This is a genomic window from Paenibacillus sp. FSL H7-0326, assembly GCF_001955535.1.
Lineage (GTDB): Bacteria > Bacillota > Bacilli > Paenibacillales > Paenibacillaceae > Paenibacillus > Paenibacillus shunpengii.
The window spans coordinates 1-19,876 of the sequence record NZ_MPVN01000013.1 but is presented as its reverse complement, the minus strand read 5'-3'; the positions used below and the strand labels follow the sequence as shown (position 1 = coordinate 19,876).

The 19,876-nt window shown below is 45.7% G+C and carries 20 protein-coding genes, 1 rRNA gene and 1 other RNA gene; 21 read left to right on the top strand and 1 reads right to left on the bottom strand.

All coding sequences use genetic code 11. The annotated features are described in order from the left end of the window. Positions 1-4 precede the first annotated feature (4 nt). The 7 genes from BK126_RS28115 (at position 5) to argS (ending at position 5,437) form a co-directional block, all read left to right on the top strand. The gene (locus tag BK126_RS28115; protein WP_076315736.1) at positions 5-481 is read left to right on the top strand and encodes a Na+/H+ antiporter subunit E; all 477 of its coding nucleotides are present in this window, start codon (positions 5-7) and stop codon (positions 479-481) included. Continuing rightward, entirely contained in the window at positions 481-765 is a 285-nt protein-coding gene (locus tag BK126_RS28110) for a Na(+)/H(+) antiporter subunit F1 (RefSeq protein WP_083656271.1), read from the top strand. The genes BK126_RS28115 and BK126_RS28110 overlap by 1 nt, the downstream gene beginning before the upstream one ends. Then, a complete protein-coding gene (mnhG, locus tag BK126_RS28105) occupies positions 749-1,177 on the top strand; it encodes a monovalent cation/H(+) antiporter subunit G (protein ID WP_076315735.1) in 429 nt (142 codons plus the stop codon). Before BK126_RS28110 ends, mnhG begins: the two co-directional genes overlap by 17 nt. Positions 1,178-1,388: 211 nt before the next feature. Next, positions 1,389-2,216, top strand: coding sequence for a polyamine aminopropyltransferase (gene speE / locus BK126_RS28100; protein WP_076315734.1), 828 nt, complete (start codon positions 1,389-1,391; stop codon positions 2,214-2,216). Positions 2,217-2,232: 16 nt separating this feature from the next. Next, entirely contained in the window at positions 2,233-3,102 is an 870-nt protein-coding gene (gene speB / locus BK126_RS28095; RefSeq protein ID WP_076315733.1) for an agmatinase, read from the top strand. Positions 3,103-3,334: 232 nt separating this feature from the next. Then, the gene (locus BK126_RS28090; RefSeq protein WP_076315732.1) at positions 3,335-3,754 is read left to right on the top strand and encodes a YwiB family protein; all 420 of its coding nucleotides are present in this window, start codon (positions 3,335-3,337) and stop codon (positions 3,752-3,754) included. 3 nt (positions 3,755-3,757) lie between these two features. Next, complete coding sequence (gene argS, locus BK126_RS28085; protein WP_076315731.1) at positions 3,758-5,437, top strand: arginine--tRNA ligase; 1,680 nt, start codon at positions 3,758-3,760, stop codon at positions 5,435-5,437. Positions 5,438-5,583: 146 nt separating this feature from the next. On the opposite strand, the gene BK126_RS28080 is transcribed toward argS, so the two are convergent. Beyond that, positions 5,584-6,750 carry a S8 family peptidase gene (locus BK126_RS28080; protein ID WP_076315730.1) on the bottom strand — a complete coding sequence of 389 codons (1,167 nt, stop codon included), beginning with the start codon at positions 6,748-6,750 and terminating at the stop codon, positions 5,584-5,586. A gap of 547 nt (positions 6,751-7,297) precedes the next feature. Here BK126_RS28080 and rpoE point away from each other — a divergent pair. The 14 genes from rpoE to BK126_RS28010 all read left to right on the top strand — a co-directional run. Then, positions 7,298-7,840: a DNA-directed RNA polymerase subunit delta gene (gene rpoE / locus BK126_RS28075; protein WP_076315729.1), complete on the top strand. Its 543-nt coding sequence runs from the start codon at positions 7,298-7,300 to the stop codon at positions 7,838-7,840. 333 nt (positions 7,841-8,173) lie between these two features. Further along, positions 8,174-9,784 carry a CTP synthase gene (locus BK126_RS28070; RefSeq protein WP_076315728.1) on the top strand — a complete coding sequence of 537 codons (1,611 nt, stop codon included), beginning with the start codon at positions 8,174-8,176 and terminating at the stop codon, positions 9,782-9,784. A 207-nt stretch (positions 9,785-9,991) separates the two neighbouring features. After that, positions 9,992-10,372, top strand: coding sequence for a response regulator (locus tag BK126_RS28065; RefSeq protein WP_076315727.1), 381 nt, complete (start codon positions 9,992-9,994; stop codon positions 10,370-10,372). Positions 10,373-10,604: 232 nt separating this feature from the next. Next, entirely contained in the window at positions 10,605-11,459 is an 855-nt protein-coding gene (gene fba / locus BK126_RS28060; protein ID WP_076315726.1) for a class II fructose-1,6-bisphosphate aldolase, read from the top strand. A 193-nt stretch (positions 11,460-11,652) separates the two neighbouring features. Next, positions 11,653-12,906: a UDP-N-acetylglucosamine 1-carboxyvinyltransferase gene (locus BK126_RS28055; protein WP_076315725.1), complete on the top strand. Its 1,254-nt coding sequence runs from the start codon at positions 11,653-11,655 to the stop codon at positions 12,904-12,906. A gap of 302 nt (positions 12,907-13,208) precedes the next feature. Further along, positions 13,209-14,558 carry a transcription termination factor Rho gene (gene rho, locus BK126_RS28050; RefSeq protein WP_076315724.1) on the top strand — a complete coding sequence of 450 codons (1,350 nt, stop codon included), beginning with the start codon at positions 13,209-13,211 and terminating at the stop codon, positions 14,556-14,558. Positions 14,559-14,752: 194 nt separating this feature from the next. Continuing rightward, complete coding sequence (gene rpmE / locus BK126_RS28045) at positions 14,753-14,950, top strand: 50S ribosomal protein L31 (protein WP_076315723.1); 198 nt, start codon at positions 14,753-14,755, stop codon at positions 14,948-14,950. Between the two features lie 192 nt (positions 14,951-15,142). Further along, an RNA gene (gene ffs, locus BK126_RS28040) (signal recognition particle sRNA large type) lies at positions 15,143-15,409 on the top strand. A 311-nt stretch (positions 15,410-15,720) separates the two neighbouring features. Continuing rightward, positions 15,721-17,466 (top strand): DNA polymerase III subunit gamma/tau, encoded by a 1,746-nt coding sequence (gene dnaX, locus BK126_RS28035; protein ID WP_076315722.1) that lies wholly within the window; start codon positions 15,721-15,723, stop codon positions 17,464-17,466. 45 nt (positions 17,467-17,511) lie between these two features. Further along, positions 17,512-17,823: a YbaB/EbfC family nucleoid-associated protein gene (locus tag BK126_RS28030; protein ID WP_047914323.1), complete on the top strand. Its 312-nt coding sequence runs from the start codon at positions 17,512-17,514 to the stop codon at positions 17,821-17,823. 24 nt (positions 17,824-17,847) lie between these two features. After that, complete coding sequence (gene recR, locus BK126_RS28025) at positions 17,848-18,447, top strand: recombination mediator RecR (protein WP_076315721.1); 600 nt, start codon at positions 17,848-17,850, stop codon at positions 18,445-18,447. Positions 18,448-18,782: 335 nt separating this feature from the next. Then, positions 18,783-19,049, top strand: coding sequence for a DUF2508 family protein (locus BK126_RS28020; protein WP_083656275.1), 267 nt, complete (start codon positions 18,783-18,785; stop codon positions 19,047-19,049). Continuing rightward, positions 19,049-19,315 (top strand): pro-sigmaK processing inhibitor BofA family protein, encoded by a 267-nt coding sequence (locus BK126_RS28015; protein WP_076315719.1) that lies wholly within the window; start codon positions 19,049-19,051, stop codon positions 19,313-19,315. The genes BK126_RS28020 and BK126_RS28015 overlap by 1 nt, the downstream gene beginning before the upstream one ends. 336 nt (positions 19,316-19,651) lie before the next feature. After that, positions 19,652-19,876: ribosomal RNA gene (locus BK126_RS28010) — 16S ribosomal RNA — on the top strand; the annotation flags it as partial.

The following is a 19,876-nucleotide window of genomic DNA, read 5'->3' as shown; positions in this document are numbered from 1 at the left end:
TTGAATGTCCAGGCAGATTATTCTCAATCTACTCATCACTTTTCTATGGATGATGCTCAATCATTCATGGAGCGGAGCCAGCTTCTTTGTAGGGTACACCCTTGGTTTGCTGATCATTTTTGCATTCCGTAGGTTCTTCCCTGAGCCCTTCTATTTAAAAAAGCTATGGGCCACCTTAAAGCTGATCAAGCTGCTTATTGTAGAGCTCTTTCGTTCCTCGTTTGAAGTTATTTCCCATATTGTAAAGCCGAAGCTCGACATTTCGCCCGGAATTTTTAAATATGAGACGGATCTTCGTTCCGAATTCGAGATTATGCTGCTGTTTCTGTTCATCTCACTGACGCCAGGCACGATGCCCCTTGAGATTTCCAGAAACAAGAGAACCATATACATTCACGCGTTCCATATCCCGGACGAAGGGAAGATTGCAGAGGGTATCAAGAATACATTTGAGAAAGCGATTATGGAGGTGACGAGATAATGCTGACCATTGTTCTTAGCATGTCGCTGTTGCTGCTGGGTATCGCCATTCTCGGGTGTCTGTATCGGGTCCTGAAGGGGCCTTCCATGGCTGACCGCATCACGGCACTCGATACGATTGGTATTCACTTGATTGGAAGTGTAGCTGTATTGTCTATGCTGCTTCATACTCAGGCTTATGTGGATATCATCCTCTTAATTGGCATCTTGGCGTTTATCAGTACAGTTGCCTTTGCCAGATTTATTGAAAGGGGGCTCGTACTCGAAAATGACGATGATCTTTAGTGTAATCGTTGGGCTCCTTGTCTTGTTTGGTGCGATTCTGAGTGTGCTGAGTGCCTACGGACTCATCCGGCTTCCGGATGTATACCTCCGAGCGCACGCAGCAACAAAGAGTAATACGCTTGGCATTTTATGTATCCTGTCCGGCAGTTTCTTGTTTTTTATCGTGTATGACGGCTATGTGAGTGCAAGGCTGCTTCTTGGCATTCTGTTTGTTTTTTTGACCGCTCCTGTTGCAGGGCATTTGAATGGTCGTGCTGCTTATCGTACCGATGTTCCATTATGGAAGGGGAGCTCGCTTGATGAACTGGCAAAGGCTCTTAAAGGGAAGAAACGACATATCCCCGAGAACGAGGAAATTTCTGTAGATTCACTTGAGCCGGAGCCGAATAGAAATCATACCAAGCATGAGTGAGCTATCCTGAAAATAACGCAATAGAACAGTATCTTTACAGCGATTTCAGATTTAACGTATAATGCAAAAGTGCGTCAATTTGTGCCATGGGTTTAGTGCAATATAGACGGAAAATCTGAAGCTCCTCTTCGCTTGTATATGCTGTTTAGATAGAAATCCAGGTGAAAGCTGCCGGCTGAACACTTATTCTAATCGAGAGAAGGTAATAACGATGGAATTGTGGTTTACGGAGAAACAAACCGAGAATTTCGGCATTACAATGAAGATTCACGAAACTTATGTGAATGAACAGACGGAATTTCAAGATCTGGCTATGGTCAAAACCGAGGAGTTCGGCAATATGCTGCTCCTTGATGGTATGGTAATGACGACAGAAAAAGACGAATTCGTATACCATGAGATGGTTGCGCATCCGGTACTATATACGCATCCTAACCCTGAGCATGTACTTGTGGTTGGCGGCGGTGACGGCGGAGTCATCCGTGAAGTGCTCAAGCACCCTCAAGTGAAAAAGGCGGTTCTGGTTGATATCGACGGCAAGGTAATCGAGTATTCCAAAAAATATTTGCCAAGCATAGCAGGCAAGCTGGAGGATGCTCGGGTCGAAGTGCTCGTAGGTGACGGCTTTATGCACATTCATGATCACAAGGCTGCTTATGATGTCATCATGGTAGATTCCACTGAGCCGGTAGGCCCTGCAGCCAATCTGTTCACACGCGGCTTCTACCAAGGAATTTACGAAGCATTAAGAGAAGACGGCATTTTTGTTGCTCAAACGGACAACCCTTGGTTTAAGGCAGATCTGATTCAGAGTGTGAACAAAGACGTGAAGGAAGTGTTCCCGATCGTTCGTGTGTATGGAGCGAATATTCCAACCTACCCAAGCGGTCTGTGGACGTTTACCATGGGAAGCAAGAAGTATGATCCGCTCGAAGTTGATGAGACAGCGATCCCAGAAATCGATACTAAATATTATACTCCGCGTCTTCACAAAGCAGCGTTTGTGCTGCCAAGATTCGTGGAAGATCTGATTAAATAAGGAGAATTAGCTTAATATGAAAATTGATCAAGCATACTCTGGAAATGTGTTTATTTGCAGTTCCGAGGATTATGAGAATTCCAAAGCCGTGATCTACGGCATGCCGATGGATTACACCGTCAGCTTCCGACCGGGCTCGCGTTTCGGTCCGGCACATATTCGCCAGGCTTCTGTAGGACTTGAAGAGTACAGTCCTTACCTGGATAGAAGCATCGTGGATCTGAAGTATTTCGATGCAGGCGATTTGCTGCTGCCATTCGGTAATGCAGGCCGCAGCCTGGATATCATCCGGGAGTATGTGGAAGGTCTCTTGGCTGACGGTAAGATTCCAGTTGGTCTTGGCGGAGAGCATCTGGTCACTTGGCCAGTACTTGAAGCAATGTACAAGAAATATCCTGATCTTGCGATTATTCATATTGATGCTCATGCCGATCTTCGTGAGCAGTATGAGGGTGAGCCTCTGTCCCATTCGACTCCAATCCGCAAAGCGGCAGAATTGATGGGAGGCAAGAACATTTATCAATTCGGTATCCGTTCCGGTTCGAGAGAAGAGTTTGCCTATGCACGCGAGAACATTAACTTCTATCCATTTGAAGTGGCAGCTCCCATGAAGGAAGCATTGCCGTCCATGGGCAGCCGTCCGGTTTACGTGACGATTGATATCGACGTGCTTGACCCTTCCGCAGCTCCAGGCACAGGAACTGCAGAAGCCGGCGGAATTACGTCGAAGGAATTGCTTGAGGCTGTTCATGCGATTGCAAGATCGAGTGTGAATGTCGTGGGATTTGACGTCGTTGAAGTGGCGCCGATCTATGACCCAACCCAGCAGACGCCAATCGTTGCATCCAAGCTGATCCGTGAAATGCTGCTTGGCTTCGTCAAGTAGATTTGTACAATATTACAAGCTTATGGTTTGTGAAGCACCCTTTCATCCCCTGATTGAAGAAGATATGATCAGGGCTGTTGGGGTGCTTTTGTATGCGAGCTGCCGTTTTACGGCATCATTTAGATAGACAGGCAGGATTTTGATTTGAACAATAGAACCAAAATCTATAGAATGAACTAAGGAAAGAAGCGAAAGGAACGCTTTTTTAAGGTAGATAGGGGACGATAGAATCATGTCAGGATGGAATCCCGTCAAGGTTCATATTTACAGTATGGCTGACGGCGAGAAGGTTATACAGACATTTACCGGAGAGGCGATCAGGAAAGGCAGCGCCCTCTATGTACGATATGAAGAAGAAGAGCAGGTTCCCGGGGGGAGCAGGATTCGAAATACCATTAAGGTCACAGAGCACAGCTTGAAGCTGATCCGCCATGGCGGAGTGGAATCAGAGCAGAATTTTGAGCTGGGCCAACGGCTGCCCGGATTCTATAAATCACCCTACACTTCGTTTGCTTTGTCTACGGACACGAAGAAGCTTGAGATTAGCACCGCAGGAATGTCGGCCAAGCTTGCTTTTCGCTATGATCTATATATGTTTGAAGAGAAATCAGGACGTTTTGATATCAGTATGGAAATACAGGAGGAACATTAATTCATGACACGCAATCCATTAGAGCTTATTAATGAGCAAGTGACTGCAGCAATTAAAGAAGCTGTAATATCAGCAGGTATTGTGGCTGAGGAAGAGATACCGGCAATCGTGCTGGAAGTACCGAAGGATAAGAGTCACGGGGATCTCGCGACGAATGCTGCAATGCAGCTGACTCGGATTGCTAAGAAGAATCCGCGCATGATCGCTGAACAAATGATTGAACATCTCGATTTATCGAAGGCTGGAATTGAGTCCGCTGAGATCGCAGGCCCAGGTTTTATTAATTTCCGTCTGAGTAAGAGCTATCTGTACCCCGTAATTGAACTCATTCACGAGCAGGGTGAGGACTACGGACGTGTGAATATGGGTGAGGGACGCAAAATCCAGATGGAGTTTGTCAGTGCGAACCCGACCGGAAGCCTTCATCTTGGACATGCCCGGGGAGCAGCTGTTGGCGATGCATTATGCAACGTGCTTGATTTTGCAGGGTATGAAGTAACGCGTGAGTACTATATTAATGATGCCGGCAATCAAGTGTTTAACCTGAGTAAATCCATTGAGGCACGTTATCTTCAGGAGCTGGGACAGGAAGTAGACATGCCGGAGGATGGCTATCATGGCGAGGATATTCGCGGCTTTGCCAGAGAACTGGTTGCTGAGAAGGGGAACTCCCTGCTTGAGCTCAATCCGGGTGACCGTGCAGCCTTCTTTAGAGATTACGGTCTTGAGAAAGAGCTTGATAAGATCAAACGTGACCTTGGACGCTTCCGTGTTGAATTCGATAATTGGTTCAGTGAAACCTCACTTTATGATAACGGAGCGGTTCTGAACGCGCTTGACGAGCTGCGGGAAAGAAACGAGATCTTCGAGAAGGACGGGGCGACCTGGCTGCATACTTCGAAATATGGTGACGATAAGGACCGTGTTCTCATTAAAAATGACGGCACATACACCTATCTGACACCGGATATTGCATACCATCGCGACAAGTATGCCCGCGGCTACGATACGATGATCAATATTTGGGGTGCAGACCACCATGGCTACATTCCAAGAATGAAGGCTGCTATGGAAGCGCTCGGCAACGATCCTGACAAACTGGTTGTACTCATTGCCCAAATGGTAAGCTTGTTCCAGAACGGCGAGAAGGTGAAGATGTCCAAGCGTACGGGCAAAGCCATTACGATGGAAGATCTGATGGACGAAGTTGGCGTAGACGCGATTCGATACTTCTTCACGATGCGCAGCATGGATTCTCATCTTGATTTTGATATGGATCTTGCCATCTCTACAAGCAACGAGAACCCGGTGTTCTACGTACAGTATGCACATGCCCGGGTATGCAGTGTATACCGTCAGGCAGAAGAGCAAGGGATCGTCATCTATCCTGTACGTGATGTGAACCTGTCCAAGCTGACAGCAGAGCATGAATATGACATTCTGCGCAAGCTGGGCGAGTTCCCTGAAGAGGTTGCAGCCGCAGCGAATGGATACGCACCGCACCGTATTATCCGTTATGTGTATGAGTTGTCGGCATTGTTCCACAGCTACTATAAGGCTGAGCGTGTCATTACCGATGATGCGGAGCAGACTCAAGCGAGACTGGCTCTTCTTGGTGCGGTTCGCACAGTCATTGCTACCAGCCTCAGACTTGTCGGCGTGAGTGCACCCGAAAAAATGTAATTTGTCATAGCAGCTGCCGAATAATCGGCTGTCCTTAAATAATGCAGAAGCCTCCCAAGATAATCTCGGGAGGCTTCTTTACTCAGATAAGATCCCAAATACAAATAAGGTCTAGATCTTTCGATACTAGAGAGACCACCGCATGCCTAACTAGACTTGGTTCCCTCCTGAAGCAATCGCAGTGCATGAAGCTCCCCGCCTTGATCGCTGGAACGGGCTGACTTTCCGGAACGAAGGGGGGTTGCGCTTTTCTTGATTAGCGTCTTGATCTCCTCAGGGGATAAACCAGGGCGTTCTGACAGCAATAATGCAATCGCACCACTGACATGAGAGGTAGCCATAGAGGTACCGCTCATCTCATGATATTTTCCATGAGTCCAGCAGGAGTATATATTTTTGCCTGGAGCATACACATCTACATAAGGGCCGCGATTGCTGAACTCAGCGATGCGTCTGTTCTCATCGGTTGCACCCACAGAGATGGTCTGTGCGTATCTGGCCGGATAATCAATGCTGCGCCGCTTGCCGTCATTTCCCGAAGAGGCGACGATGACGATGCCTTCCCTGCTTGCTTTATTGACGACATCAAGAAGAGCCTTACTCTTGGTGCGCATGCCGAAGCTCATGTTGATGATATCTACCCGGTTCCGGACACACCAATCAATGCCAAGGATGATATCTGAGACATAGGCTGATCCTTGATGATCGAATGCTTTTACAGGGTATATGATGGATCTAGGGGCAACGCCAATAATGCCTTCTGTGCTGTTTGCCGCGGCAATGGTGCCTGCAATATGGGTGCCATGACCATTATCATCGAAGGGAAGCATGTTTCGGTTGAGAAGATTAATGCCTCTGGCGAGGGAATGGCGGAGGTCGGGGTGCTGATAATCGGCGCCTGTGTCAATGACAGCAATTTTGATTCGATGTCCTGTAGAATTGGACCAAGCCTTATGAGCACGAATCTTTCTCACCCCCCATGGGATGCCGTGACCGCCTCCTGAAGGGGGCGTTTTGATGTTTTTTATCGTGGAGTGAACCTTTATTTTACTGTCGTTCTCAATGGTTAAGGATGGATTACTCAAACTGTGAAGTCTGGCAGATGGAGTTAGAGGAACGATCAGTGCCCTGATCAGGCGGGATGCTCTGACATGCCGGAGATTTTTTAAGGTTGGCTTGAGCTTGGCAAGTGCAAGCAAACACTCATAATACTGCTGCGGTTTTGCGAAACGAATGATCTGGTGTCCGCTGGATGTCTGGGAAGCTTGATTCATCTCATCATTCAGCAGGGATAAGAATACGGAGTAATCCATTTTTGGGCAGTCCCCCTCTGGATGCCATGCTTGAGGTATTGTATGTACGTGCAGGTGATACGGCATGAGAAACCAGCCCTTTTTTATTGCAAATAGGCCCGATAAATCGTGTCAAATGGGGTAGAAATTCATAATATACATAGAGAGCTCCATGGCTCTTGCGGGGACCCGTCGAAGGAGCAATCCTTCAGGGCGGATACAGTCAGAAGGCGGGGGAGGGACCCCCGTCTTTTTTAAATTTTTTCAGCTGAATGTAAGTGAAAGCGCTACGGAAGAGTTATAGCCGAAGAGGGAATACTGAGGGAATACATATTGAAGAGAACATCATCGTGGGTTATATAGATAGAGATTGGAATTTTTCTGCTCGATTTATCTCGTTACTTATGCACATAAAACTTGCATTTTGAGGCTAAATAGGTTTTACTTAGGTTTGTTAATGGATATGTTAGTTATAGTTAAAGCGTTATATAGATTGAGCTAAAGCGGAGTGTTTAGGTCATTCTATAAACCGTTATGCGAATTAATGTGTGAGAGGAAGTGTCCGTTAGTGAGTACCTCACTCAATTTAAAATTGGATCCAGAAAGGATCCGTGAAATGCCGATGGTCGATTTGGCTTTTATGGTGCTTAAAGCTGCCAACACGCCTTATTACTATCGTGACCTGATGAATGAAGTAGCGAAGCTGCGTGGCCTTAGCGACGAAGAGATCAACGATGTCATTGCACAGCTATATACTGAAATTAATATCGACGGCCGGTTTGCCTATGTGGGAACCAATCTGTGGGGACTCAAGCGCTGGTATCCGATCGATAAAGCCGAAGATTCTGTCACTGGCACGAAGCGTCCAAGAATCATCAACGATGACGATGATGAGGATGAAGAGTACATTGATGAAGAACACGAGGATGAAGATTTCGATCATTCTGGTGATGAGGACGAGGATGATGATCTCTTCGATGATGACTCGGAAGAAGACGAGGATGATGTCGATGATGAGATTATCGGTGATGAAGAGCTGGATGATGAAGAAGACGTAGAAGACGATGACGATGAGCTGTCAGACGACGAAGATGAGGACGAGGAAATCTAGTCCAAAACTGGTTGTATAAAGTCGATGAACATCCTTGACAAAAGCTCATTGAAGCAGGTAAACTATTGCTTGGGCTTATGATTGAGCGATGAATATTACACGTGTTTTATATAAAAAAGTGCCCCGTTTTTTCGGGTGTGCTTTTTTCTTTTTTATAGGGAACTATAGATAGAAATAACATGTACCGCCTTGATCTGTGAGGCGGGATGTTTTTTTTGACAAGCAAATTTTGCTTATTCCCTTTTTAGACGATGATAACCTGAAAAATGGGTTAGGATAACATCATAATGTCGCCTGAATTTTACGGACTTTTATGTAGGAGGGTATTATAAAGTGACAACAAAGTATATTTTCGTGACGGGCGGGGTTGTGTCTTCCCTGGGCAAAGGGATTACAGCTGCATCTCTGGGAAGACTGCTGAAGAACAGAGGGCTTAAGGTGACGATTCAGAAATTCGATCCATACATTAATGTGGATCCAGGAACGATGAGTCCTTACCAGCATGGTGAAGTGTTTGTAACAGATGACGGAGCGGAAACAGACCTTGACCTTGGGCATTATGAGCGTTTTATTGATATTAACCTTTCCAAGAACAGCAATGTGACTACAGGCAAAGTGTACTCTACGGTTATTAGCAAAGAGCGCCGCGGAGAATATTTGGGCGGTACGGTTCAGGTTATTCCTCATATTACGAACGAGATTAAAGAACGCGTATTCCGCGCCGGTCGTGAAACCGGGTCTGATGTTGTTATTACGGAGATTGGTGGCACGGTAGGTGATATCGAGAGCTTGCCATATCTTGAAGCGATTCGTCAGATCAAGAGCGATGTAGGCCGGGATAATGTAATGTACATTCATGTTACGTTGATTCCTTACATCAAAGCAGCGGGTGAAGTGAAGACGAAGCCGACGCAGCACAGCGTTAAGGAACTGCGCGGAATCGGTATCCAGCCGAATGTGATCGTGTGCCGTACAGAGCAAGAGCTCTCTGCTGATATGAAGGCTAAGCTGGCCCTGTTCTGTGATATTGACCCGCATGCTGTGGTAGAATGCCGTGATGCAAGCACACTTTATGAGGTACCACTCAACCTTCGTGATGAAGGCTTGGATGAGATTGTAGTGAATCATTTGAAGCTGACAACACCTGCGCCGGACATGACCGAGTGGGAAGGTCTTGTTGATCGGATCAGCAAGCTGGAGAGAACAGTGGAAATCGCCATTGTTGGTAAATATGTTGCGCTTCATGATGCTTACCTTAGTGTGGTTGAATCGCTGTCTCATGCAGGCTTTGCTGCCAATGCAGAAGTGAAGCTCCGCTGGGTAAATGCTGAAGAGATCACGGATGAGAACGTAGATGAGCTGCTGCACGGAATCGGCGGAATTCTGGTACCTGGCGGTTTTGGCGATCGCGGTATTGAAGGTAAAGTGTCGGCTATTCGCTATGCGCGTGAGAACAACATTCCGTTCTTCGGCATTTGCTTGGGCATGCAGGTATCTGTCATTGAGTATGCTCGTTCTATCGTTGGTCTCACAGGTGCTAACAGCTCGGAGATTAACCCTTCTACCGAATATCCAGTCATTGATCTGCTTCCAGAGCAAAAGGATATCGAGGATCTTGGCGGTACGATGCGTCTTGGGTTGTATCCTTGTAAATTGCAGGAAGGCTCCCTTGCAGCAGCTTGCTATCAGGATGAGCTGGTCTACGAGAGACATCGCCACCGGTATGAATTTAATAACGAGTACCGTGAAGTGATTGAGAAGGCGGGCCTGCTTATCTCGGGTACTTCTCCAGATGGACGTTTGGTGGAAATTGTTGAGCTTCCAGGACATCCTTGGTTCCTGTCCGTTCAATTCCATCCGGAATTCATTTCTCGTCCGAACCGTCCACAGCCATTGTTCCGTGAATTTGTGAAGGCGTCCCTTACTCATTCAGAGAATATGTAACTTCAAATTTATATAACCTTAAGATCCCGTTCTCGGGATCTTTTTTAACATATGAAAATTGGATGGTGTCCCATTTATATGTAATATGGTTTGAGTAAGCAGGATTTAACTGAGCGAAGTAGAATCTTATATCTAACAACCTAAAAATCGCTGGATTAGGTACAATCATGTGCGGCTTGCGTAGATTGATTTGCGGGAGGTAAGACTTTGAATAACAAAAAAGTACTTATAGTTGATGATCAGAATGGAATTCGTATTTTGCTTATGGAAGTGTTCAGCAGTGAAGGGTATACAACATACCAGGCGGCTAACGGCAAAATTGCACTGGAGATTGTTCAGAAGCATTCCCCGGATCTTGTATTGCTGGATATGAAGATTCCAGGAATGGATGGTCTGGAAATACTGAAGCATATCAAAGAGATGAACTCTGAAATCAAGGTCATTATGATGACCGCATATGGCGAGCTTGACATGATAAAAGAAGCTACCGAGCTGGGAGCGCTAATGCACTTCACCAAACCATTTGACATTGATGAGATGCGGATCGCGGTTAATATGCAGCTTGGCGGGGTAAAGAACGAAATATAGGATGTATAGGGTCCTGTCTTAACGGGCAGGATTTTTTGTAGCCTCCTGTAAATGACATCACTTTGCCAGTGCCTTGTCTTCTGCTAGAATTCGAGATGGCAGGACGTTTCCGCAGCTTATTTATTTTTCAAACCCTTGTTTAGTATTTAACATCGGATGTGGTATAATAATGGCTGTATGTGATGTCGGCTAATAACCATAGACAAACAAAGACACTAGGAGGATTTAAACCATGCCATTAGTATCAATGACAGACATGTTAAACAAAGCGCTTAAAGGTCAGTATGCAGTTGGTCAATTCAACATCAACAACCTTGAGTGGACTCAAGCTATTCTTGCTGCAGCAGAAGAAGAGAAATCTCCAGTCATTCTTGGAGTATCCGAAGGCGCAGCTCGTCACATGGGCGGCTTCTACACTGTAGTGAAAATGACTGAGGGCCTCATCCACGATATGAAAATTACCGTGCCTGTAGCCATCCATCTTGATCATGGTTCCAGCTTTGATAAATGTAAAGAAGCAATTGATGCAGGCTTCACTTCCGTTATGATCGACGGTTCCCACCATGCAATCGACGAGAACATCGAAATCACTAAAAAAGTGGTTGAGTACGCACATTCCAAAGGCGTTTCCGTTGAAGCTGAAGTTGGTATCGTGGGCGGACAAGAGGATGATGTTGTCGGTGAAGTAATGTATGCTAAGCTTGACGATTGTGTTCGTATCGTTAACGAAACAGGTATCGATACACTTGCTCCAGCTCTTGGTTCCGTTCATGGTCCTTACAAAGGCGAGCCTAACCTTGGTTTTGCAGAAATGGAAGAGATCCGTAACGCAACTACACTTCCACTTGTTCTTCATGGTGGTACAGGTATCCCGACTCATGACATCAAGAAAGCAATCTCCCTGGGTACTTCCAAGATCAACGTGAATACAGAGAACCAAATCTCCTTCACGAAGACTGTTCGTGAAGTGCTTGCAGCTAAACCAAATGAATACGATCCACGTAAATATATCGTTCCAGGTCGTGACGCGATCAAAGCAACAGTTATCGGCAAAATCCGTGAGTTTGGTTCCAGCAACCAAGCGTAAGTTTTTTGACAACCGATTCAATTTAATAGATGAAATGGGAATCACACCGCTTAGTCGGTGTTTTTCCATTTCATAATAAGTATTTTAAAGTTGAAAGTATCGTTATAATATAATCCGTAAATCCGTAGTGATGCATTGCCATAAGAATTATTCAATTCGGCTAGAAGTGATTTCTAGGAGGACCTCTTACCTTATGGAAAAATTAATGATCAGTGGTGGAAGGCCACTCCAAGGCACGGTTACCATTAGCGGAGCTAAGAACAGTGCCATAGCGCTCATTCCGGCGGCAATTCTTGCCGAGTCGGAAGTTATTCTTGATAATCTACCTTTACTCAGCGATGTTGCTGTTTATTCCGAAATTCTAGAGGAACTTGGAGCTACGGTATCTTGGGATGGAAATTCGATGAGGATTGATCCTTCTCATATTATTTCATTGCCTATGCCTAACGGACCAGTGAAGAAGCTTCGCGCATCTTATTATATGATGGGTGCTTTGCTAGGGCGCTTCAAAGAAACGACCATTGGACTGCCAGGGGGCTGCAACTTTGAACCTCGGCCTATTGATCAGCACATCAAGGGTTTTGAAGCTCTTGGAGCAACGGTGACAAATGAGCATGGTGCCATCCATCTTCATGCCAAAGAGCTTAAGGGTGCCAAAATTTATCTGGATGTTGTCAGTGTAGGAGCAACCATAAACATTATGCTGGCGGCGACAAGAGCCAAGGGCTCTACGATTATTGAAAATGCGGCCAAAGAGCCTGAGATTATAGATGTAGCAACACTTTTGAATTCCATGGGAGCATCGATAAAAGGTGCAGGCACCGAAACGATTCGTATCGAGGGCAAATCGGAGCTTCATGGCTGCCGACATTCCATTATTCCTGATCGCATTCAAGCAGGTACATATATGATTGCAGCTGCTGCAACTCGCGGTAATGTACTCATTGATAATGTCATTCCCAAGCATTTAGAGGCATTGACAGCTAAGCTGATTGAAATGGGTGTTGGCATTGAGGAGCTTGATGAGAGCATTCGAGTGATCGGCAAACCAAGCTATGAACATGTCGATGTCAAAGCATTGGTATATCCGGGCTTTGCCACCGACCTGCAGTCTCCAATGACCAGCTTGCTGACCCAGGCACAAGGCGTGAGTGTACTAAGCGATTTTGTGTATAGCAACCGCTTTAAGCATGTGCCTGAACTCATCCGAATGGGTGCTAAGATTCGGGTAGAAGGAAGATCGGCAATTATCGAGGGTCATTCGCTGAATGCGGCCAAGGTAAAGGCGGCCGACCTGCGAGCAGGTGCAGCTCTTGTCATCGCTGGATTAACGGTGGAAGAAGGGGTCACTGAGGTTGGTGGTGTAGAGTTTATTGATCGTGGATACGACAACTTAGTCACCAATCTGCGCGAGCTGGGTGCCGATGTTTGGCGTCAGACACTGTAGAGAAATAATACTTTTATATTCGAAGAGATAAACATATTAAAGAATAGTTCTTTTGATCCGATCTATAATTTATATGAATATCTCTTCGAAAAATGGGTAAACCTATTCTAATACTGATTTCTTGCATAACAACGGCAATCATACTGCCAATATACTGCGATTTGCATTCAGACAGGTAAATTCCGTACAATGGATGCTAAGCAGTGTTATTGAAGATAATCATTACTTAGTTTGCACACATACGACTGGACCGTCAGTCTTCCCATTTTTACGGACTTATTAATTGAATAGGTGGTTATTGCATGGATCTACAAATATCTGATCTGGAAGAAATGAAGCTGACTGACTTATACAAGTTGGCGAAGAAGTACCAGATCCCTTATTACGGCCAGCTGAAGAAGAGGGAACTAATCTTTGCCATTCTTCGAGCACAGGCAGAACAAAGCGGCCTTATGTTCATGGAAGGTGTACTCGAAATCCTCCCAGAGGGTTATGGCTTTCTCCGCCCCATTAACTATTTGCCGAGTAAAGAAGATATTTATATATCTTCCTCACAAATTCGTAAGTTTGATTTAAGGACTGGGGATCTCGTATCCGGCAAGTGCCGTACCCCTAAAGAGAATGAAAGATATTTCGGACTGCTTCAGGTCAATGCCGTTAATGGTCAAAGCCCTGAGCTTGCAGCTGAAAGACTCCATTTTCCAGCCTTAACTCCCCTATACCCACAGAAAAAGCTAGTACTTGAAACATCCCCAGCGCATTTATCAACCCGTATTATGGATGTGCTTGCTCCCGTAGGATTGGGACAGCGCGGACTCATTGTTGCACCTCCCAAGGCGGGTAAGACACTCCTTCTGAAAGAGATAGCAAATAGCATTTCAACCAACAATCCGGAGATTGAATTGTTTGTACTGCTGATTGACGAACGTCCTGAGGAAGTGACGGATATGCAGCGTTCTGTAAAAGGGGAAGTTGTTGCCTCAACATTTGATGAGCTTCCGGAAAATCATATTAAAGTAGCTGAGCTTGTTCTTGAGCGTGCGCTTCGTCTAGTCGAGGCGAAGAAGGATGTTGTTATTTTGCTGGACAGCATTACGCGTCTTGCGCGTGCATATAACCTGGTAATTCCGCCATCTGGCCGGACACTCAGCGGTGGTATTGACCCGGCTGCATTTCATCGTCCGAAGCGTTTCTTTGGCTCGGCCCGGAATGTGGAAGAGGGAGGCAGCTTAACGATTCTAGCTACAGCACTTATTGATACCGGCTCGCGGATGGATGACATCATATACGAGGAGTTCAAGGGCACAGGCAATATGGAATTACATCTTGATCGTAAGCTTGCTGAACGCCGGATCTTCCCAGCCATCGATATTCGCCGTTCCGGTACACGTCGTGAGGAAGTGCTGCTTACGAAGGATGAACTGGATGCGATATGGGCTGTGCGTAAGAATATGAATGAAAGTCATGACTTTGTGGAAGGCTTCCTTAAGAAGCTGCGCAATACCAAGACGAATGCGGAGTTCCTCGCATCACTGGATGTGGCAGGCAATACGGGTCAGACACAATCTGGCAGTACTTCTGGATCAGGCTCAAGCTCTGCGCCTGCAAGACGTACGAACAGAACTTCAGCGGCGTCCGCTACGACAACCTAATCACAGCTTATTGTGAATTGGAATGCTAATCTGTATAAAAAGCAGGTTATAAACAACACAAGTCTCCTCATTTCTGCGGCTACCATTTATTTGCATAGGCATTGCGCAGAGTAGAAGAGCGTGTTATAATCAACTTTGTGTTCTTAATAACTCTGGGTCCATTAGCCGGCTCAGGGCAAGAAGAGGTGAAAGTCATGAATGAAGCGATTCAACCAAAATATCACGTAACTACAGCGACTTGTGCATGTGGTAACACGTTCGAAACGGGTTCTGTTAAAGAATCTCTGCGTGTAGAGGTATGCTCTGCATGTCACCCGTTCTTCACTGGTAAACAGAAATTCCTGGATGCTGGTGGCCGTGTTGATAGATTTAAGAAAAAATACGGAATGTAATTTATATGAAGCTGACGAGCTTTCGTCAGCTTCATTTGTTTTTGACCTTCTGCCTGAGTGGCAGAGGGTTTTATTTTTTTGCAGGACGTTCTTGAATTAAATGTGGATCCGAATAGCTAGTTAAACAGGTGCAGCTGGAAAGTATTGCAGTCCGGTTGCATTTTAATACTGCATGCGATATACTTATTTTCACCGTGCTAGATGGGGAGGTAGCGGTGCCCTGTAACTCGCAATCCGCTATAGCGAGGTTGAATTCCTGTTAGAGGTTTTGTCGATGTGAGGCTGGTCCCTGCATGCAATGTTGACGGTTGGGTCCTCCGCAATGAGTACTTGTGAATCTGGTCAGGTCCGGAAGGAAGCAGCCATAAGCAAGACCACTCTTGTGCCGGAGGGTGGCCTAACCCGAGTTGTTATGCAGGGGTGCCGCTTGGATCGCAATTATCAATAACAGGTGCACGGTTCTTACTCTAAATAAATAGATGACATACAGATATCTTTGCATTAGAAATGCAAAGATTTTTTTGTATTTACGAGAGGTTTTAAAGAGGTTTTTAGGATCAAATTCAGAAGTAACGATCCTTTGGTTATATCTCGGTCAAAACAGAACAATTCAACAGGATATTTCTTTTGACCTCACAAAATGGAACTCAATCATAAATAGGGATGAAAATACGGCTCATGTACTTTTAAAGTTTTGATTCAAGAGGGAATATAGTATAATGAAGCCACAAACAAAGGTCATGAGACATGTGGAAAGAGGGTAAAGCACAGTGGAACATATTGCGTTGTACCGTGCTTGGCGGCCTCAGTCGTTTCAAGACATGGTTGGGCAACAGCATATCATTCAGACTTTGCAGAATGCCATACGTGAAGAGCGGATTTCGCATGCGTATCTGTTTAGTGGTCCGCGTGGAACAGGGAAGACAAGCGCTGCCAAGATACTTGCGAAGGCTGTCAACTGTGAACGGGGTCCTCAGGTAGAGCCTTGCAACGAGTGTGAAGCATGCCGGCGTATTACGTCTGGTTCGGTTATGGATGTCCAGGAGATTGATGCTGCATCCAATCGCGGGGTAGAAGAGATTCGGGATTTACGCGAAAAAGTGAAGTATGCCCCTACCGAAGTCCGTCATAAAGTGTACATCATTGATGAAGTTCACATGCTGACGACAGAAGCGTTTAACGCCTTGCTGAAGACACTGGAAGAACCGCCGCCGCACGTAATGTTTATACTCGCAACAACAGAGCCGCATCGGCTTCCTGCTACGATTATTTCTCGTTGCCAGCGGTTTGATTTTCGCAGGGTATCCCTGGAAGAGCAGACAGGACGGCTTGCAGCGATTTGTAAAGAAGAAGGTATTACAGCAGAAGACGAAGCTCTTCAATATATTGCGCGTTTGTCTGATGGAGGGATGAGGGATGCGCTGAGCATTCTTGATCAAGTCTCTTCCTTTACAGGAGGACATGTCTCCTATCAGCAGACATTGGATATGACAGGCGGGCTTCCGTCAGATAAGTTTGGCAAGCTGGCTGGATTCCTCCTTAAAGGAGAAGTGGGCGAGGTCCTGCAGACGGTTGAAGAATTCATGCAGGAAGGCAAGAGTGCGGATAAGAGTATGGAGAATCTGCTGTACTACTTCCGTGATCTGCTTCTGATCAAGATGGTGCCGAATGCAGATCGGATGACGGATCGGGTCCTTGATCCTGCGTCATTTAAGCCAATTGCAGACGCCTTCTCCAAAGAGCAGTTGTTTTACGTAATTGATACGCTCAATCGATATCAAAGTGAAATGAAATATGCGGCTCAGCCCCAAACCTTATTCGAAGTCGCATTGCTCAAATTGTGCAGTCTACCTCAGGGCGGTGCTGCCGCAATAGCTTCCGAGGGCCAAGGGTCCAGTGTTGACTCCTCTGAGATCGCAGCGATGAAACGTCAAATTGCTGATCTTGAGAAAAAGCTGGAAAAGGCAATGAAGAACGGCGGTGTTGGGGCTGCGAGTGCAGGTCAGGGCTCAGGTAGTGGTTCTGCAAGGTCTAATCAGCGTACAGCTGCGCCAAGAATATCTGGACCTGCCAAGCTCCCTCCTAACATGGAGCAATACGTTAATCAGAGGGGTAGCAAGGAATTTACCGATATTGCGAGCAAATGGGGACAGATCCTTCAACGAGTCAAGGAAGAGAAAGTGACGGTACATGCCTGGTTTGTTGATGGAGAACCTGTATCTGCCTTAGAGGATGCTGTGCTTGTCGCCTTTAAGAACAGTATTCACCGTGAAACGACAGAGAAACCGGCAAACAGAGAAGTGATCGAGGGTGTGCTAGAGCAGCAGCTCGGCAGACCGGTAAGACTGGTGACGATGCTTCAGCGGGATTGGTTAACTGCAATAGAAGGTACGCAGGAGACGAAGAAGGAAGAGGAGTTCAAGCTGGAGCCTGAGCAGGATGGGAATCAGAAGGAGCCTTGGATTGATGAGGCAATCGAGCTTTTTGGCGAGAATTTGGTTATCATTAAGGAATAAGCGTGTTTAACATTAACATTATATTAATTTAAGGAGATGACACAGATGAACAATATGAATCAAATGATGAAGCAGGTCAAAAAAATGCAGGAGCAAATGCTCAAGGCACAAGAGGAGCTTGGCACGAAGACTGTAGAAGGTTCTTCTGGCGGCGGTGTTGTAACGGCTGAAGTGAATGGTCACAAGAAACTGATTTCCATTACAATTAAGCCTGAAGCGGTAGATCCTGAAGATGTTGAAATGCTGCAAGATCTTGTTATGACTGCAGTGAACGATGCGATGAGCAAAGCTGATGAACTGGCGAACCAGGACATGGGTAAATTTACGAATGGCATGAAAATCCCTGGCTTGTTCTAAGCCAATAGAAGGAGAATTCTTAACTTGTATTATCCGGAACCGATTGCGAAGCTTATAGATGCTTTCACACGTCTGCCCGGCATCGGTCCCAAAACGGCCGCTCGCCTTGCCTTCCATGTACTGAACATGAAAGAAGATGATGTGATTGATTTTGCCAAAGCGCTGGTAAGTGTGAAACGAAATCTTCACTATTGTTCGGTGTGCTGTAACATTACAGATACAGATCCGTGCCGCATTTGTCAGGATAAGACGAGGGATGCATCCGTGATCTGTGTTGTACAGGATCCTAAGGACCTCGTGGCTATGGAGCGAACCAAAGAATTCAACGGCTATTATCATGTTCTCCAAGGTGCGATTTCTCCTATGGAAGGAATTGGACCGGATGATATTCGGCTGAAGGAGCTGCTTACTCGCTTGAGTGATGAGCGGGTGAAGGAGCTTATACTGGCGACGAATCCGAATATTGAAGGAGAAGCAACGGCAATGTATATCTCGAGACTGGTTAAACCATTTGAGATGGTTGTGAGCCGGATTGCCCATGGTCTGCCTGTAGGCGGGGATCTCGAATATGCGGATGAAGTAACGTTATCTAAGGCGCTGGAAGGCCGCCGGCAATTGCACTAGATCATTTTATAAGCGAACTGTACAAATGTAAGAAGCTCTGAGTCTCTCAGGGCTTCTTTTTTTGTATGTTCTAAGTTTGTCCCTCTCGCGATATGTATGAAATAACGCAGTGAGTTTAATATGGACCGCGCAGAGTCAGAAGGCAGAAGATTTACTGCACTGACGGCTCAGCTGTGCTTGTGCTTTTTTTGCAAGCCTTTGAGTTACCTATTAAATAAACTGAGCTGTTTCAAATGGTTCTTTCTGGATTCAAAAGAGGTTAAGAGCTAATTTTCGGGAGGGGATACATAATGGTGACGGGTTGGATCAAAGCATTCGGTGCAAAGGATAGCAAAATGGTATTGCAAGAGAAGCGGGCAGGCACGGAAATTTTGGATGACATACGGACTGCACATGAAGAGTGGATGCAGGCGCATCATATGTTTGAAGAGGCGGTAGGGCAGGATCAGATCGATTATGCGATTTTTACACTTGAGGCTGCGGAGAGAAAATACCAGATGCACTTAAAAAGAGCGAAGCAGGCCGGTTTGAATGGAAAAAGTCATTATGCTGTGAAAGAGATGAATGCAATAAGTCTTACTAAAGAAGTAGGAGGGGTATAATGAAGAGTATCATTCTATGGGGAGTGCTTACCGTATCCTTGCTGCTAATTCTCGTCATTCTATTCAGAAGAAGAATCGGTTTTAAATGGATCAGTACCTTTGGGATTCATTTAGTGCTTGCAGCTCTAGGTATATATGTAGTTAACTACTCTGGATTAGTTGGTGAGGTGAGTATTCCGATAAACCCTGCTACAATAGGTACGGTTACGGTGCTTGGACTGCCGGGAGTGGCATTGCTGTATGGAATAAAAATAACTTTATTTTAGTGTTGACTTAAATTGAAGATATGTGGTACATTATATCTCGGCCCTTTTAAGAGCTAACTAAATTAATTCGTGTGCATAACACACAAAAAAATAATTTAAAAAAACTCTTGACGACAAGATGCTGAACATGATATATTATAAAGGTCGCTGAAACAAAGCGATTAAACAAAAAAGAAATTTGATCTTTGAAAACTGAACAACGAGTGAGCAGCATTTTCGAAGAAAATGCTTAGCGAGATCATTCGGTACGTGTCGCAAGACCGTATGAATGATTGAGCAAAATAAAGAGAACATTACGTTCTCGTCAGTTTTTCTAATTGAGCTTAATCGCTCTCTTTTTTGGAGAGTTTGATCCTGGCTCAGGACGAACGCTGGCGGCGTGCCTAATACATGCAAGTCGAGCGGACTTGATGGAGTGCTTGCACTCCTGATGGTTAGCGGCGGACGGGTGAGTAACACGTAGGTAACCTGCCCATAAGACTGGGATAACTACCGGAAACGGTAGCTAATACCGGATAGGTTCTTCTCTCGCATGGGAGGAGAAAGAAAGACGGAGCAATC

Excerpts from the sequence above, each read along its gene's own strand:
- BK126_RS28115 (WP_076315736.1), top strand. The coding sequence starts at position 5 with ATGTCCAGGCAGATTATTCTCAATCTACTCATCACTTTTCTATGGATG.
- BK126_RS28110 (WP_083656271.1), top strand. The coding sequence starts at position 481 with ATGCTGACCATTGTTCTTAGCATGTCGCTGTTGCTGCTGGGTATCGCC.
- mnhG (WP_076315735.1), top strand. The coding sequence starts at position 749 with ATGACGATGATCTTTAGTGTAATCGTTGGGCTCCTTGTCTTGTTTGGT.
- speE (WP_076315734.1), top strand. The coding sequence starts at position 1,389 with ATGGAATTGTGGTTTACGGAGAAACAAACCGAGAATTTCGGCATTACA.
- speB (WP_076315733.1), top strand. The coding sequence starts at position 2,233 with ATGAAAATTGATCAAGCATACTCTGGAAATGTGTTTATTTGCAGTTCC.
- BK126_RS28090 (WP_076315732.1), top strand. The coding sequence starts at position 3,335 with ATGTCAGGATGGAATCCCGTCAAGGTTCATATTTACAGTATGGCTGAC.
- argS (WP_076315731.1), top strand. The coding sequence starts at position 3,758 with ATGACACGCAATCCATTAGAGCTTATTAATGAGCAAGTGACTGCAGCA.
- BK126_RS28080 (WP_076315730.1), bottom strand. The coding sequence starts at position 6,750 with ATGGATTACTCCGTATTCTTATCCCTGCTGAATGATGAGATGAATCAA.
- fba (WP_076315726.1), top strand. The coding sequence starts at position 10,605 with ATGCCATTAGTATCAATGACAGACATGTTAAACAAAGCGCTTAAAGGT.
- BK126_RS28055 (WP_076315725.1), top strand. The coding sequence starts at position 11,653 with ATGGAAAAATTAATGATCAGTGGTGGAAGGCCACTCCAAGGCACGGTT.
- rho (WP_076315724.1), top strand. The coding sequence starts at position 13,209 with ATGGATCTACAAATATCTGATCTGGAAGAAATGAAGCTGACTGACTTA.
- rpmE (WP_076315723.1), top strand. The coding sequence starts at position 14,753 with ATGAATGAAGCGATTCAACCAAAATATCACGTAACTACAGCGACTTGT.
- BK126_RS28030 (WP_047914323.1), top strand. The coding sequence starts at position 17,512 with ATGAACAATATGAATCAAATGATGAAGCAGGTCAAAAAAATGCAGGAG.
- BK126_RS28020 (WP_083656275.1), top strand. The coding sequence starts at position 18,783 with ATGGTATTGCAAGAGAAGCGGGCAGGCACGGAAATTTTGGATGACATA.
- BK126_RS28015 (WP_076315719.1), top strand. The coding sequence starts at position 19,049 with ATGAAGAGTATCATTCTATGGGGAGTGCTTACCGTATCCTTGCTGCTA.